General features: G+C 52.5%; 12 protein-coding genes and 1 CRISPR repeat array. Of the genes, 10 read left to right on the top strand and 2 right to left on the bottom strand.

The features are described from left to right. Window positions 1-38: 38 nt before the first annotated feature. A CRISPR array of direct repeats spans window positions 39-1,896; the repeat unit is 37 nt; unit sequence CTTTCAATACTTTCGGCTCACGGTAGAGCACTGAAAC. Between the two features lie 200 nt (window positions 1,897-2,096). The 6 genes from AC01ZF_RS14845 to AC01ZF_RS14820 all read left to right on the top strand — a co-directional run bounded on the left by AC01ZF_RS14845 (window position 2,097) and on the right by AC01ZF_RS14820 (window position 9,415). After that, the gene (locus tag AC01ZF_RS14845; RefSeq protein WP_424675242.1) at window positions 2,097-3,650 is read left to right on the top strand and encodes a glycosyltransferase family protein; all 1,554 of its coding nucleotides are present in this window, start codon (window positions 2,097-2,099) and stop codon (window positions 3,648-3,650) included. Between the two features lie 468 nt (window positions 3,651-4,118). Further along, complete coding sequence (locus AC01ZF_RS14840; RefSeq protein ID WP_424675243.1) at window positions 4,119-4,892, top strand: inositol monophosphatase family protein; 774 nt, start codon at window positions 4,119-4,121, stop codon at window positions 4,890-4,892. A gap of 76 nt (window positions 4,893-4,968) precedes the next feature. Then, on the top strand, window positions 4,969-6,312 hold the full coding sequence (locus AC01ZF_RS14835; RefSeq protein ID WP_424675244.1) for an aspartate aminotransferase family protein: 1,344 nt from the start codon (window positions 4,969-4,971) through the stop codon (window positions 6,310-6,312). A 55-nt stretch (window positions 6,313-6,367) separates the two neighbouring features. Next, a complete protein-coding gene (locus tag AC01ZF_RS14830; protein WP_424675245.1) occupies window positions 6,368-6,973 on the top strand; it encodes a GNAT family N-acetyltransferase in 606 nt (201 codons plus the stop codon). A 1-nt stretch (window position 6,974) separates the two neighbouring features. After that, complete coding sequence (gene corA, locus AC01ZF_RS14825) at window positions 6,975-7,940, top strand: magnesium/cobalt transporter CorA (protein ID WP_424675246.1); 966 nt, start codon at window positions 6,975-6,977, stop codon at window positions 7,938-7,940. Further along, window positions 7,934-9,415, top strand: a complete 1,482-nt coding sequence (locus tag AC01ZF_RS14820; RefSeq protein WP_476575462.1) for a nuclease domain-containing protein — start codon at window positions 7,934-7,936, stop codon at window positions 9,413-9,415. Before corA ends, AC01ZF_RS14820 begins: the two co-directional genes overlap by 7 nt. Here the strand turns inward: AC01ZF_RS14820 and AC01ZF_RS14815 are convergent. Then, window positions 9,377-10,300, bottom strand: coding sequence for a M48 family metallopeptidase (locus AC01ZF_RS14815; RefSeq protein ID WP_476575461.1), 924 nt, complete (start codon window positions 10,298-10,300; stop codon window positions 9,377-9,379). The two genes, AC01ZF_RS14820 and AC01ZF_RS14815, sit on opposite strands and share 39 nt — an antisense overlap. 23 nt (window positions 10,301-10,323) lie before the next feature. Then, window positions 10,324-11,481: a TolB family protein gene (locus tag AC01ZF_RS14810; RefSeq protein ID WP_428132338.1), complete on the bottom strand. Its 1,158-nt coding sequence runs from the start codon at window positions 11,479-11,481 to the stop codon at window positions 10,324-10,326. A gap of 228 nt (window positions 11,482-11,709) precedes the next feature. Here AC01ZF_RS14810 and AC01ZF_RS14805 point away from each other — a divergent pair, with 228 nt between their 5' ends. The 4 genes from AC01ZF_RS14805 to AC01ZF_RS14790 are packed head-to-tail and all read left to right on the top strand — an operon-like array spanning window position 11,710 to window position 16,433. Continuing rightward, complete coding sequence (locus AC01ZF_RS14805) at window positions 11,710-11,988, top strand: hypothetical protein (protein ID WP_424675250.1); 279 nt, start codon at window positions 11,710-11,712, stop codon at window positions 11,986-11,988. Then, the gene (locus AC01ZF_RS14800) at window positions 11,989-13,815 is read left to right on the top strand and encodes a sensor histidine kinase (RefSeq protein WP_476575460.1); all 1,827 of its coding nucleotides are present in this window, start codon (window positions 11,989-11,991) and stop codon (window positions 13,813-13,815) included. It abuts the gene before it with no gap. Next, window positions 13,812-14,282 (top strand): response regulator, encoded by a 471-nt coding sequence (locus tag AC01ZF_RS14795; RefSeq protein ID WP_424675252.1) that lies wholly within the window; start codon window positions 13,812-13,814, stop codon window positions 14,280-14,282. Before AC01ZF_RS14800 ends, AC01ZF_RS14795 begins: the two co-directional genes overlap by 4 nt. A 51-nt stretch (window positions 14,283-14,333) precedes the next feature. Next, window positions 14,334-16,433 carry a putative bifunctional diguanylate cyclase/phosphodiesterase gene (locus tag AC01ZF_RS14790; protein WP_424675253.1) on the top strand — a complete coding sequence of 700 codons (2,100 nt, stop codon included), beginning with the start codon at window positions 14,334-14,336 and terminating at the stop codon, window positions 16,431-16,433. Window positions 16,434-16,447: the final 14 nt, after the last annotated feature.

Here is a 16,447-nt window from a genome sequence, read left to right as displayed (position 1 = left end):
ACTCTTGAGCGGGGATGGGTAAAAACGGCTAAAAAGGTCTTTCAATACTTTCGGCTCACGGTAGAGCACTGAAACTTACGTGTACGCTAGTATAGCGTGTATGTACTGGCTTTCAATACTTTCGGCTCACGGTAGAGCACTGAAACCCGGACTCCACACCGAACCAGCCACCGTGCCACCGGTCTTTCAATACTTTCGGCTCACGGTAGAGCACTGAAACGCCAAGTCCAGTGGCCGGAGGCAGCTTGCGGGGTGCTTTCAATACTTTCGGCTCACGGTAGAGCACTGAAACATTAAATTTTTACGAGGTGAAACCATACAAACTCTCCTTTCAATACTTTCGGCTCACGGTAGAGCACTGAAACCATATCGCGTCAGTTATCCAGCGCATCGCTGATTTGGCTTTCAATACTTTCGGCTCACGGTAGAGCACTGAAACATGGCAGGTGGTGATGCCCGTTTGGGTGGACTATCACCTTTCAATACTTTCGGCTCACGGTAGAGCACTGAAACTCGCGTTCGTAATAACATTGGCCGCCGCTTCTACATCTTTCAATACTTTCGGCTCACGGTAGAGCACTGAAACTTTGTTTGGTGGCGGACGGTGGGGTTTACTTGCGCCCTTTCAATACTTTCGGCTCACGGTAGAGCACTGAAACCGATGTCGCTCATTGCGTACCTGACCGCCTCCAGAACTTTCAATACTTTCGGCTCACGGTAGAGCACTGAAACGTGCCGCCGGCCAGGTGCTACGGCTCACGGTAGAGCTTTCAATACTTTCGGCTCACGGTAGAGCACTGAAACAACATGTCATTCTCGCGGATGAGGCGTGGAGTTATCTTTCAATACTTTCGGCTCACGGTAGAGCACTGAAACTTCGTGCAAAAATGACAAAAATGATAATCGTCGAGCACTTTCAATACTTTCGGCTCACGGTAGAGCACTGAAACCGATGCTCGACAATAAACATTTTTTCACCCACTTACCTTTCAATACTTTCGGCTCACGGTAGAGCACTGAAACGCTACTGTACTCTTTCACCAGACGTAGCGACGGAACTTTCAATACTTTCGGCTCACGGTAGAGCACTGAAACCTACGTTGACTAGACCGTACACGCCGCCCTTGCGACCTTTCAATACTTTCGGCTCACGGTAGAGCACTGAAACCGCGTTGACGCTGACAAATACTTAGATGCTGGTCTCTCCTTTCAATACTTTCGGCTCACGGTAGAGCACTGAAACTTGACGCAACAGGAGACTATTGGTTATCTTTCAATACTTTCGGCTCACGGTAGAGCACTGAAACTCTTGAGCGGGGATGGGTAAAAACGGCTAAAAAGGTCTTTCAATACTTTCGGCTCACGGTAGAGCACTGAAACTTCTTCCTTCCCGACCGTCAGTTCCTTCGGTCAAGCTCTTTCAATACTTTCGGCTCACGGTAGAGCACTGAAACTTAGGGAGCGCGTATGTGACACAAAGGCCAGTAACTTTCAATACTTTCGGCTCACGGTAGAGCACTGAAACATAGCGTTTAATCTTCTTCTTTTTCGTCGTCAACATCACTTTCAATACTTTCGGCTCACGGTAGAGCACTGAAACGCGATCAACTGGATGTGGGATTGGTCGGGTCAGACGTCTTTCAATACTTTCGGCTCACGGTAGAGCACTGAAACTGGTCCGGTCCAGTCGTTCGACAATTTAGCGCGTCTCTTTCAATACTTTCGGCTCACGGTAGAGCACTGAAACGCTTTCGCGATATATACGTTCTGTCGAGCTTGAGCGTCTTTCAATACTTTCGGCTCACGGTAGAGCACTGAAACAGTGTCGCAAAGTTAAACTCACGCTCAAGCTCCACAGCCTTTCAATACTTTCGGCTCACGGTAGAGCACTGAAACGCTCTACGGTGACGCGTCGGATTTTCAATACTTTCGACTCACGGTAGAGCAGAAACGTGCTATCTTTCTAATTGGAGTCTTCTTGTTTGCCTCGTGTGTTGGTTGACGTAAGACGCCAGAATTGCCGAATGGATGATCTATATGTCTGCGATTTGGTTTAACGCTTTCCAACAATTTCCTACATTACACCCATTCCGCCTATGTCTACGTTGAACCTAAGTAATTTGAAAGCGCCTCTCGACAAGCGATTGATTGTTGTCGTTGCTCTCGTTGGTCTCGCTATGCGCCTATGGATCGCTTGGCAGCCGACAGATGAACTTTCGTGGCGCGCAAATGCTGACGATGCCTACTACTACTTTAAACTGGCACAACATCTCGCTTCAGGTGCGGGCGCTACGTTCGATGGTGTGAATCCAACCAGTGGCTTTCATCCGCTCTATGCATTACTGCTCGTGCCAATCTTCCAGTATGCCGGTAGTGATATTGATCTTGGCGTACATCTGGCGCTTACCTTGGTTGCGCTGGTCAGCAGCGTAACAGCTTGGCCGATATACCTTGTTGGAAAGTATGTTCACTCTCCACTTGCCGGCACCATCGGAGCAGTGGCCCATCTCCTCAATCCATGGGTTGTCATTCTGACGATGACCGGGGTGGAGTCGGCTGTGTACGTGTGCTGTTTTGCCTGGACGGTGATGGTATATGCAAGGTGGAGATTGCACGATCAATCGCTTCGTGGGATCGTATTGATTGGCTTGTTGGCCGGGTTGACAATAATGGCGAGGTCTGAGGGTGTTTTTTTGTTGGCGGGGATCATTCTTGATCGATTGGCTGTGGATTGGCGAGTGCCCAGACAAGCAGTTACTTTTGCAGCTCTTTGTGGGCTGTTCGCCACCGTCGTGTGCCTACCATGGGTGCTCTGGAGTGTATCCCAGTTTGGTAGCCCTCTTCAAATTAGTGCTAGTGCAATCATGCTACACAACTACGCGGCTATGCCGGCAGATGCAATAGCAGCGTTCGAATGGTATGTTGGGCGTGTATTCTGGTTCTTGCCCCGCTATGCATACAAGATCCTTCTGTTTAATCTCCCCATTGTACTCTTGTTCGGGTTTGTGATCGGGCGATCATGGGTGTCTCGTCAACGATCCCTGAAAATAGCCTGGTCGTCTGTCTCACAGTATCTGTTTCTCATCCTGCCATTTATGGGTATCACCGCTTACTATAACTTGATACTGCTTCATCAACAGCACTGGTACTTTAATGCACTGGTATTGATATTCACCCTTATCGGTGCGTCTATGAGTGCTGAAGAGATCATTCGTTCAGAGAACGTATATTTGCAACAAAAGTATCAGAGAGTCGCCACATCTATTATCTGTGCTCTTTTCGTTATCGTCATTACCCTTATGTGGCAGAGGGGGTTATATCCTAACCAAAAAGACTGGTCCATCCTTGGTCGGCAAATTGCCAGCACCGATTTGCGATACGAACGTCTGGGTGCGACCGACAATGGTATTGTCGGATTTTTCTGCCGCTGCACTATGGTTAATCTTGATGGTGTGATGAATAATGCGGCCGTTGCGTATTATCGTGTTCACGGGTATGAAGAAGAGACCATTCTCCAGTTCGCACGTGAGCAGCACGTGGCATATGTCTGGGATGTGGGATCTTGGAACTTCACGTCTCTTGATCCAGATAAGGTGCAAATCGTCAGGCGAATCCAGTTTGCAGCAGGCATGTTGTATCAGATTAGGTAACGTGCTCGGCTCATTACCACACGTGTGATATAGGTTAGCTGTCTAGCAAAGTGAAGCGGTAAACCTGGCGCGAACACCGGCCGGGGATGGCTTCGCAGCACGATAGCTGTATGTCATTTGCTTGACTGAAAATAGGATGCTCCTTATGATTTCGGTGCAACTTCTGCGACGTCCTGCGGAGCTACTGATGAAACCTGTACGTCATTCATAAGCGGGGCAAGCTCCTGCTAAGCAATATTCGGTTTTCATCAATCTTCGCTCACTAACACGGTAAACGTTCGCGATATTTTGCTGAGCAGCAGATGCTCGTTGTGTATCCGATTTCCGCCGATGCGCGGACTGCCGCAGCCTGCTCTGTTGGGCCTGGTGCGTCGTTGATACGTTTCCATAGGTGCTCTACTGGTAGTACAATGAAATAACGCGCTGCAAGCAGCGAGGCTTAAGGCGCTTTATCGGTGGAGGCTTAGCGTGGAGATTGATGTGGCGCTAGTGCGTACCTGGGCGCAACGCGCTGGTGAGCTGTTATTACACTCCTACTTTAACCAGGTGACACCTGAGCGAAAGCTTGATCAGAGTGTGGTGACAATGGCTGACCGCGCTATCGAGGATTGGTTACGCGAGCAGATTCTTGCTCATTATCCTCACCACGGTGTGATCGGTGAAGAGCGTGAGCCGATCGGTCTCGAGCGTGAATATGTGTGGGTGATCGATCCAATCGATGGTACGAGTTCGTTCGTGGCTGGTTTGCCGATGTGGGCCGTCTCGATCGGTGTTCTGTGGCGTGGTGGACCGCTCATCGGTGTGATCTATCTGCCCGTGCTGCGTGATTGCTATTGGGCGATTGCTGGCGAAGCTGCGTTCTGGAATGATACGCCAATTCACGTCGCTCCACCTGAACCTCCTAATCCTAACGATTGGATTGCCATCCCTTCTACCTTCCACCGTGCCTACACCATTCATTATCCCGGTAAGGTGCGAGTGCTGGGGTCGGTAGCCGCCGATTGTTGCTACGTGGCTCGTGGCAAAGCACAGGCCGCGATTATCGGACGGGCGAAGGTGTGGGATGTTGCTGCCGGCTGGGTTATCGTCCAAGCTGCCGGTGGGGTGGTGTGTCCGCTTGAAGGGACATTGCCCGATTGGACGACGCTGCTCCATACAGTTCGTTTGCCGACTCCTGTCGTTATTGGTCATGCCGAACAGGTGGCGCGTGTCTGCTCGTGGGTGCGACGGATACCGGTATGACGCACTCGGTCACACTTTTTGTTATAATGCCCCTACCAATAGTCTGGATCCATCGATACACAAGGGAGTGTTACCTATGACTGCGCCTGCTGTGCGCCATATTCGTCTTGTCACTGCGATTCCCGGCCCACGTTCGCGCGAGCTGTTGGCGCGGCGCGATGCCGCGGTTGTAGCCGGTCTGGGCCGTGCTACGCCGATCGCTATCGCTTCGGGTAGTGGAGCACTCGTGACGGACGTTGATGGCAATACGTTGATTGATTTTGTTAGTGGTATTGGTACGTTGGCTGTCGGTCATTGCCCGCCCGAAGTGGTGCAGGCGATCCAGCAGCAGGCTGAACAGTTGATCCATCTGTCGGCATTGGTCGGTACCTACGAGCCGTATGTTGCGTTGTGCGAGCGATTGAATGCACTGGCACCGATTAGTGAACCGTGCAAGACGTTGCTCGCAAATTCCGGCGCCGAAGGCGTGGAGAATGCGATTAAATTCGCTCGCGCTGCGACCGGACGCCCCGCCATTATTGTGTTTGACGGTGCTTATCATGGGCGTACTTTGCTGACCCTCTCCTTAACCTCGCGTACCTATTTCAAAAAGAAGTTTGGTCCGTTCGCACCTGAAATCTACCGCGCCCCCTTTCCCGATGCCTACCGTATGGGAGTCGATGAGGCTGAAGCGGTTGAACAGTGTTGGGCCGCGTTTGAACGTATGCAGATCGCCGGCGTTGATCCTGAAACGGTCGCTGCAGTTTTGATTGAGCCGGTGCAGGGAGAGGGTGGTTTCATTCCGGTACCGGTAGAATTTATGCGTCGGCTACGTCAGTTCTGCGATCGGAATGGCTCGCTGCTGATTGTTGATGAAGTGCAGAGTGGCTTTGGACGGACCGGTACGCTGTTTGCTATCGAACAGTTTGGGGTTGAACCGGATATTATCGTCGCTGCGAAGAGTATTGCTGCCGGTATGCCTCTCGCTGCTACTATCGGGCGGGCACGGGTAATGGATAAAGCCCATTACGGCGGGGTCGGTGGAACGTATGGCGGGAATCCGCTGGCCTGTGTTGCTGCCCTGGCTACGCTTGAGATTATCGAACGTGAACGATTGGTAGAACGGGCGCACATCATTGGTCGCCGCATCAGGGATCGCCTTGAACCGTTGCTTGCCGATGACTCGCTCGATCCGCTCGTAGGTGATGTGCGTGGCTTGGGCGCGATGATCGGGATTGAGTTGGTGAAGGATCGCCGCAAGCGCACACCGGCTGCTGCCGAAGAGGTATTGGCAATTCTGGGTCGGGCACTTGAACGCGGGGTGCTGGCGATGCGGGCCGGCCTCTATGTCAACTGCATCCGCTTGTTGGTCCCACTCGTGATTACCGATGATCAGCTTGATGAAGGTCTCGATGTGCTGATCGGTGCGATGCGTGGTTGAAGAACTGCGGCGGACACTGGCGTGTTTGTCCGCCGCTTTTTATTGTGAGGATCGTATGAGTATCGTCATTGTGCAAACCCGACCTGAACATATTCCTCAATTGGTCATCCACCAAAAGATCTGCTTCCCGCACCTTGCCCCCGAAGATCACTTTGATGCTGATAATTTTGCTGCCCATTTACGAGTCTTTCCTGAAGGTCAGCATGTCGCACTTGATGGTGATCGAGTAGTTGGGCAGAGTAGTACCTTCCGCATCCGCGGCGAAAAAGTGTTTGTCCACCATACGTTTCACGAAATTGTTGATTATGGTAATTTCGGTAATCACGACCCCGAAGGTGAATGGTTGTACGGCGCTGATATGAGTGTGCATCCTGATTATCGCGGGCGAGGGATTAGCCGTATGCTCTACAATGCACGCAAGGAATTGGTGCGTCGCCTTGGGATGCGCGGGATCGTCGCCGGTGGTATGACCCCCGGTTATGTGGCCTACCGCGACCAGATGACCTTTGAGGAGTATGTTGATGCGGTAGTCGCCGGTCGCCTAACCGATCCGACATTGACTCCTCAGTTGCGGAATGGCTTTACTGTGCGCGGGATTATCTACAACCATATCCACGATAGCGAGAATCCCCACGCTACCTTGATTGTTTGGGAAGCCTAACGTGCATACATTGACCGTTTTTCAACGCCACGGTTTTCAAGCCGTGACCGATCTCGATCAAATCAGCGATTTGCTGATGCAGCCACGCACGCTGATCTGGCTCGATCTCGAACAGCCCACCTCGTCAGAAATCGAACGTTTGCGCGTAGAATTCGGCTTTCACCCGCTTGCATTGGAAGATGCCTTGCAAGAGCATGAGCAGCCAAAGATCGAGACATATCCCGGCTATTACCTTATCATTTTCTATAGCGTGGGGTACAACGCCTCGGAACGATCACTCCAGTTTCTACCGATCACGCTGTTTGTCGGTGCAAATTATTTGGTCAGTATCAGAAGTGGTCCGGTGAGCCACGTGCAGCAAACACTAGCACGTTGGCAGGGAAATAGTCAAGTTCCCGGGTATCAGATCAGTAGCGTGCTGTATGCCCTGATTGACGCGATTGTCGATGATTATTTCGTGGTGCTTGACCGAATTGGCGAGCAAATTGATGAAGTCGAGGGAGCGATTTTCAGTCACAGGCGAAACGAGGTGGCAAGCGGTATCTTTGCGTTGAAGAAAGATCTGCTCCTCTTTCGCCGGATTGTTGCGCCTGAACGTGATATCCTCAATGTGTTGCTCCGTCAAGAGGTACGCATCTTTCAGCCACGCGAACTTGCCTATGTACGCGATGTCTACGATCATCTTGTGCGCTTGACCGAGTCGATTGATCTCTACCGCGATCTGTTGTCGAATGCGCTCGATAGCTATCTGTCGCTGCAAGGCAACCAGCTTAACCAGTTGGTGAAGGTACTGACCCTCTGGTCGATTATTTTGATGGCCTGCTCCCTGGTAGCCGGGATTTACGGCATGAATTTCGTGTTTATGCCCGAACTTCAACAGCCATGGGGCTATCCCTTTGCCTTGAGTCTGATGCTAATCATTGCTGTTGGTCTGAGTATCTATTTTAAACGGAGAAACTGGTGGTAAGCGAGCCGGTGTTGTTACTCGACGGCGTGCCGCCGGCCGGTGCAGTAGTGATCGAACGAAGTGTCGTCGAATGGTCGTGTGAGCTGCCTGCGACGGCGACGGCGCAACTTGTGATCGATGGAGCAACGCTAGAGCCGTTTTTACGGCCTGGTGAGCGCATCTGGCGTTGGCGCTGGTCGGTACCATCTGTCGCCGGTGAGTATACGGTGCGCTTCACAGCGACGTGGCCGGATCGGCAGTTCGAGTGGTGCGATGTTGTGCAGGTGGCGCCGTCCTTGCTCGATGCTCAACAGTATGCATCGCTGCTCGCCGATCTCGCTGCCATCGGGCCGGTATTAGCCCATGCGTTGTACGGCGGTCGGTTCGGTGCAGGAAGTGGTGGGTATGGTGTTTCTGACCCGGCAGCGTTCGCTGCTCTGTTGACAGGGTCGGCAACGCGGCGGTTGTTGACGACCATCGAGCGGTTGGCGCGCCGCCCGCGCCGACAACGGTTGCAAGCAGGAGGGTGGCACGAGTTGGGCGCGTTGCGCGAACGGCCCGATCCTGCTCGATGGCGGCCTGCTGCTGATGCCTTGCCACTGCCCAATACCGGCTGGCCAGATCGGGTGTGGGTCGTTACTTCCCAAACCGATCCGCTTGACCGTCATTTGGTAGTGGCCGCTTCGTTACTTGACTGGCTCATCAACATCGGTCGGTGGGTGATGTTACGCGATGTTCCTCATGCTGTACGGGCTACGCTCGTGATGGTGTTGGGGAGAATGCGCACCCTCCGCATCCGGCTCGATGTTCCGGCGCGCTTGCCACCGTCACTATCAGCGTGGACGCCACAGAGTGCTGATGAACGGGTGCTCGCTGCGTATCGGCGGTTGCTGCGCCGCCAACTGAGCGTAGGCTGGACACCTGAATTGCTCTCTATTCCGGTACGAGATGTGGCACGCTTATACGAGCTGTGGTGTGCTGTGCGTGTGGCCTTGAGTCTGTTACGACTCGGTAGTAGTGAGGTATTGACGCAGACATTACTCGCTTCTGATTTAACCCTACAGATAACTACCGGACATCCACTCTTAACTCTCGCCCTGCCCAACAATACGACGATCACCCTCCGCTATCAGCCGCGCTATACACCTAACAGCACGCCATTCCGTTCCCTCGATGATCGGGTGCGGGTGCCTGATTTGGCCATCGAGATTGCTGCTCCCAATCGATCCCCCACCTTGATCATCCTTGATGCTAAATACCGCAGTGAATCAGGTGAGCTGCCAGCACATGTTCTCGATGAGGGCTATAGCTATCTGGCCGGCTTGGGCCGTGAGCATAGTGGGTGTGCCGTCAGTGCGTTGGCCCTGCTCTTTCCCGGCCACAACGCACCGATAACCTACGCTAGTGGTTTGACCGTCTTACCGTTGTTGCCGGGTGCGTCATGTGACAACTTAGACTCATGGCTTCGACATAACGTGCTCGACAGGATTACCTGATAGGTGACAGAGATACGCTTGCAACGCTGTAATTCGCTCCTCGACCGTTGGATGGAAGGAGTCGTCTGTCCACGGTAGGTTCATCTCAAGGAGACGAATCTGCTCAAGAAACAGGAGAAGACTGTACGCAAAGCCGTGATAGGCGGCGAATCGGTCAGCAGCCAGTTCACGCTGGCGTAGATAATCGCACCAGATGTATGTGGTAACGACAATACCGTATCCACCCACTAGCGTTAAGAGTACTGCCCGAACAAACTGCCGACCAAATCTGATGAGACGCACTCCGAGGTTGCATTCTACCCGTAACAATACATACGCGAGCGCTTTCATTAGTCCGAACATCAATGCTAATCCACACTCTATCAGATCGTAACCATGCATAATACTGTTGACTAGGGTCTTGCCACCAGGAATGGTTAGCCGTTGGAGGGCCAGTGCGAGCCGTCCATCGCTGCTGTGATAGTGACCCATTTCGTGGGCCAAGACTGCAGCCAAATGCGGACTGTCGAGCAGCTCACGGTGAATGTATAGAGTATGGCCGATCACACCGGCGTTTAGCCCCGGTTGATCGAGAATATAAATGAAGGCTGGGGGAGGAATTCCACGATTAGCGAGTACGCGCAAGGTATTGGTAAGGATACTTTGTTCGGTGATGGTTGGCCGGCGTCCCTGCAATTTCCAGCGCACAATCCAGTGACCACCGGGTGGCCCAAACCATGCCAGTAACGAATAACACGGTGGTCCGATTCCGCCGATAAGAGCGAGTGTTTCGGAAGCTGCAACGGGTAAAAATCGTGAACCGGTGTGCTCGATCACGATATAGCGTAACGCAACACCGGCCATTTCGATGAAGAGGGTTAGGCTGTAGCGTGCAATTCCCGCCACGGGGTAACCTCATCTGTGGTTATTTATCGCTGCCCTTGCGGTGGGATAGATCCCCACATCAACCACGTAGCGCCACTTTCGGTTTGTGGTAGGGTTACGGCCGGTTGCTCACCGATCGGGTACCAGCGTAAGCTCGTACCGGTTTCGGTGCGCACCAACGCCACAATGCCACTTCCGTCAGGTGCCCAGCGAACGAGCACCGGTACCTCACGGAACGGCGGTCGCAACGGTGTTACCATCCCATCAGGTGATTGGCGGGTAAGCGTAAAGGTAAAACCGTCGTCAGCCCGGTCTACCGCGATGAACAGCAGGTCAGTGCCGTTAAAGAACGGAGCACGCGCCAGTGTCCCCTCGGTACTCAAACGGGTCGCCTGCAGCGTGCGGGTGTCAACCTGCCAAACACCGGGACCCTCCGGCGGTCCGATGAGCATCAGTGCGGTCTGATCGCTACGCCACATCGCTTCACCGCACCAACTCTGCATACCCTCAGGTAAGACCGGACGCCGTAATTCGCCATCCTGTGGTCGCCAAAACACCAACTCACAATCATCATAAAAGGTTGCAGTCGATGCCAAGATAAGCGAATCACCTGATGGTTCCCATAAGAGAGGCGCATAGCTCCGTACCGACCGGCTTGGATTGAGCGGATCATCCACCGGATCGTCGGCTCGTAAGAGTTCGAGTGGACCACCGGTTGCCGGTACGCGGTACAGACCATCGGGTTGATCGCGTGTTGTGCGGTTGTTTTGCAGGTGTAGATAGATAAACTGCGCATCAGGTGACCAACGCACGGCACTCAATTGATAATCGGTCTCGAAAAAGATAGTCTCTGGATTATCACCGTCGAGAGAGGCACGCACCAGTCGGTCGCCTTGTGCATCCCCAACCACGTAGACCAGGCCGGCAGTCGGATGGAGGTCCATATCGCTAATCGGTGGTATCCCGGCGAACTCGATCCGCTCGCGAGTTAGTTGGCGGCGTGTTGCTCCGTCTGCTTCGATCCGAGCGATTTGGCCGCGGTCGAGGACGTACAAGGGAGCCGGTAATATCCGTATGCCCGGCGTCGGCTGCACGACGGCGCTCGATGGTGTTGGTGTGGGTGAGGAAGGTACAGATGGCAAAGTAGTAGCAGAACACCCGGCGAATAGGACAATGACCACAATGATCAAGCACCATCTCATAGCGTAGCCTCTGTTGAGCGAAAGAAAGATATCTTCGTGCGGTTTTTTTACCCAGAAAACGAGATGCAGGGTCTGATGCTATGTACCGCGACGGTAATACAGACGAGAATATGTGCTCGCCGGTAATCTTTTTCAGTATACGTCATGTCGGGAATAGACATGATTAGGTTTATAATAGCTGATACATGGAAAACTGTAGAAGTTTACTCGTGCTCAACCCATATGCATATGTGCCGGTTTATTTCAGTATTGCGGCCTACCGGCCAGCAACTTTCCTTTCTTGTTGCTGATGAGCAGCAACGAGTAGCCGTTATCTTGTTTCCCCTTCTTAGCATGCTTGCCGTGGTATCGGTGGTATTTGCCCTTGTCACCCCATTTCTCTACAATGCCCCACAGATCCCAACCTTAGCGTCACTCGTGATGGCAACAACCTTTGCCGGTGGTGTCTGGCTCCTGCGACGCAATAATGTGAAGATCGCCGGTTGGCTGGTCTGTGGTGTGCTATAGTTGGTTGTCACGATCACGGCCTTGTTCACCGGTGGTGTTCGCAGTTCGGCTAGTTTGCATTACGTTATCGTGATGTTATTGGCTGGGGTGAGTTTTGGCCGCCTCGGTGCATTAACAACCGCTCTGATCAATACGCTTACGCTCGTTGTGCTTTGGTTTTTAGAAACCAACCACATGTTACCATCAGATTCGGCACTCTTGGCAACACCGCTGGCGCACACCATCATGCTGGGTGCTATTTTTATCCTTATCGGCCTAATCCTATCGATTGTCGATGTTCAACTCTCAGCGGCACTCAAGGTAACTCGCGACGAGATGAGTGAACGCAGGTATGCCGAACAGTCATTGCACTTCGCCCTCTTGGCTGCACGGGCTGGGGTATGGGAATGGGATGCCTCTAAACGAACGATACGTTGGTCTGAGGAAAACTATCCATTGCTGGGATTGATTCCCGGTAAAGACCGGTTGACCTATCGCACGTGGTGTGAGCGGATCCATCCCGCCGATCAAGCTCGATTACAAGCAGTGGTTGATCACGCAATCAGCGAGCAGCGTGATTTTGAGGTCGAGTTTCGGGTGGTGTTGCCTGATGGCTCGACCCGATGGTTGCTCGGTGTTGGACGGCCGATTCGCAATGCCGATGGTTCGCTGCGCGGTATCGCCGGTTTACAGATCGATATTACCGCCCGCAAACAGATTGAAGCTGAACTCGAACGTAGCGAACTGTATTATCGCAGTTTGGTCGAGGATCTACCGGCAATGGTCTGCCGCTTCCGCCCTGATGGTACGCTCACATTTGTTAATCAGCTCTACTGTGAGGTATTCAAACGATCGCGTGTGGAGTTGATCGGGTTTAACTTTTATGACCTTATCCCACCGTCACAGCGCGCTGCGGTAGCCGCCGGTATTGCCCAATTGAGTGTAGCCCAGCCGGTGATGGTGCATGAACACGAAGTCATTCATCCCGATGGTTCGATAGGCTGGCAGCGTTGGATTAACCGTCTCCTGCTCACTACCGATAGCGAGCCGGTTGAGTATCAAGCGTTGGGTATTGATATAACCGACCGCAAGCGGGCTGAAATCGAGCGCGAGCAGTTGATCGCCGAACTTGCAGCCCGTAATGAGACGCTCGAACAGTTTTCATACACTGTCTCGCACGATCTGAAAAGTCCCCTGATTACGATTAAAGGCTTTGCCGGTTATATTCAACAGGACCTGATGGCTGGTAAGCTTGACCGAATTCCTAACGATCTGCAACGCATTATCGCCGCTGCCGACCGTATGCACCAACTGCTCGAGGATCTCTTACACCTTGCACAGACCGGACGGCAACTTAGCACACCTGAACGAATAAAGCTCAGCGTGCTCATCGGTGAAGCGGCAGCCGTCGTCAGTGCGCGATTGGCCGAACGAAACGTTTTGCTTCATGTGCCACCGAATTTGCCTGAAGTCATTGGTGATCGCACTCGCCTCCGTGAGGTATTTCAAAATCTGCTCGATAATGCGGCTAAGTTTATGGGCGATCAGCCTTCGCCTCAGATCTGGATCGAGGCGCAACCGGCTGAGAATCCCAACGTTATCTTGGTGAGTGTGCGCGATAATGGTATCGGCATCGATCCACGCCATCATCAACGTATTTTCGGTTTGTTTGAGCGCCTTGACCAGCGTATCGAAGGAACCGGTATCGGTTTGACGTTAGTCCGTAAGATCGTCGAAGCGCACGGTGGTAAGATATGGGTGCGCTCTAACGGGTTGGGTCAGGGAACGACGTTTTATCTTACCTTACCGGCCGCGCCGCCATTAGCGGATGAGGATCATCTTCCATGAATGTACATACTGAGCCATTGGTGATTTTGTTGGTCGAAGATAATCCTGATCATACCGAACTAATTATACGTGCGTTGAGTGATCATCAGATTCCGAACCGGATTATCCATGTGAGCGATGGTGAAGCGGCACTGGATTACCTCTGGCGACGGGCACAATTTGCCGATCCGGCTACCAATCCGCAACCGCACGTGATCCTTCTCGATCTCCAGTTACCGCGCCTGAACGGTCTTGAGGTCTTGCAGGCGATTAAGAGTAGTGTCGAGATGCGTCACATCCCGGTTGTGGTGGTATCTACCTCACATGCTGAGCACGATGTGTCTGCCGCATATCGGAACTATGCAAACAGCTATTTGGTCAAGCCGGTAGATTTTCAGCAATTCACTCGTATGCTGCACGATCTCGGTGATTACTGGTTGGGTTGGAATTGGCCGTTGCGCGAACGGCTATCGCCACCAATGCCATAAGGTTATGCCCGCTAGAATCATCACCCTGGTCGCCCATGTGAAGGTGAAACAGTGAACGTTCACGTCTTATTGATCGAAGATAACGCAGATCATCTCGTACTGGCGCAGCGTTCGTGTGATCAGAGCCATTTTGTCCTCACACTAGCGTCGTCGTTAGCCGAGGCTCGACGCCTGCTCGCTGAGCAAACGTTTGATCTGATAGTGAGCGACCTGATATTGCCTGACGGCCGTGGTGATGAGTTGCTTACCACCGCCGATGATGACCTGCCATTACCGGTTGTGTTAGTGACCGGTCAGGGCGATGAACAAATTGCCGTCGCTGCCCTTAAGGCCGGTGCCCTTGATTACATTGTTAAGACACCGGCTTCGGTGCACGATTTGCCGCGGATTATCGAACGTGCTTTGCGTGAACGTCGTTTGCTGGTTGAGCACCGGCAAGCTGAGCAAGCGCTCCGTCAAAGTGAACGGCTCTTTCGCGCGATGATCGAGCGGAGCAGTGATGCAATATCGATTGTTGATCGTGCCGGACTGGTTCGGTACGCAAGCCCTTCGACCCGTCATCTGATCGGATATGCGGTAGATGGAATGCTCGCGGTGCCGATCAACGGTTTTGCCGTCATCCATCCTATCGACCGTGAGCGGGTACGTCAGTTGTTTAACAAACTTATCCAGCACCCCGGCTCATCGGTAACGGCTGATTTTCGTGTTCGCCATGCCGAGGGTGGCTGGCGCTGGATTGAAGCAACCGCCTCAAACTGGCTGGATGATCCGGCAGTACAGGGAGTTATCGTCAATTATCGCGATATTACCGAGCGTAAAATGATGGAGCTGAGGTTACAACACGGTATTTTGCACGACACGTTAACCGGTTTGCCTAACCGCTTGTTGTTAAACGATCGATTATGGCAGGCGATCAAACGCAGCCACCGCAACCTTCATTATCAATTTGCCCTTCTCTTTCTCGATCTCGATCATTTCAAGTTTATCAACGATAGCTTTGGTCATCCGGTCGGTGATCGTTTATTGATCGCCATTGCTTCACGGTTGCGCAGTTGTTTGCGTGCTGTCGATACCTGTGCAAGGTTAGGTGGTGATGAATTTGTGATTCTACTCGATGATATTGCATCACCTACCGATGCCATACGGATTGTCGAACGTATCTTACGGCAGGTGAGCCTACCGTTTGAGATCGATGGCCGATTATTTCATACCGCGGCGAGTATTGGGATCGTGTTTGGTGCCAACAACTACACCGATCCGTCGCAGATGCTCCGCGATGCCGATATTGCCATGTATCAAGCCAAAATGGCCGGCAAAGGGCGGTACCGTATCTTTGAGCCGGCAATGCGCGAAGCAGCACAGATTCGGCTTGCCCTCGAACACGAGCTACGACGGGCCGTTGCCAATCACGAGTTTTGCGTCTATTATCAACCGATCATTCACCTGACTACCGGACGATTGGTTGGGTTTGAAGCTTTAGTCCGTTGGCGGCATCCCACACGTGGCATCTTGTTGCCGGCTGCTTTTCTGCATGTGGCCGAAGAGGCTGGTTTGAATGATAGTATCGGGTGGCAGGTTCTGGAACAGGTGTGCCAGCAACTGGTGGTATGGCGGCGTCTGAATCCGCGCGCCGCTGCATTGTCGGTGAGCGTTAATCTGTCAGCACGACAGTTTATGCAGCCCGATCTGTACGATCGTCTTATTCAATTGCTTGAACAGTATCAGGTGCCATCAACTGCCCTGAAGCTTGAATTGACTGAGAGTGCATTAATGGAATACAATCATGATGCGGTGGCACTCTTAACACGGTTACGCGAGCAGGGTATCCAGATTGCGATTGACGATTTTGGGGTTGGGTATTCGTCACTCAGCTATTTGGTGCAGTTACCCATTGATCAGGTCAAGATTGATCGAAACTTTATCTTCCAACTTGAAAGCAAGCACCATTCACAGGCGATTGTCAATACGATCGTTAATCTGGCCCATAACCTTAATCTTGAGGTGGTGGCCGAAGGGGTAGAAACACAAGGTCAACTCGATCGGATACGAGCCATCGGTTGTCAGTATGGACAAGGTTATCTGATGGGCCTGCCGTTGACGGCAGACGAGGCGACGCAGATGGTGCAGAAGATGGAGTTGCCCGAGGATTGAGGATCATTTCTTGC

The organism is Chloroflexus sp. (assembly GCF_056331925.1).
The sequence above is the reverse complement of the archived record's forward strand: the minus strand, read 5'-3'. Positions and strand labels throughout refer to the sequence as shown.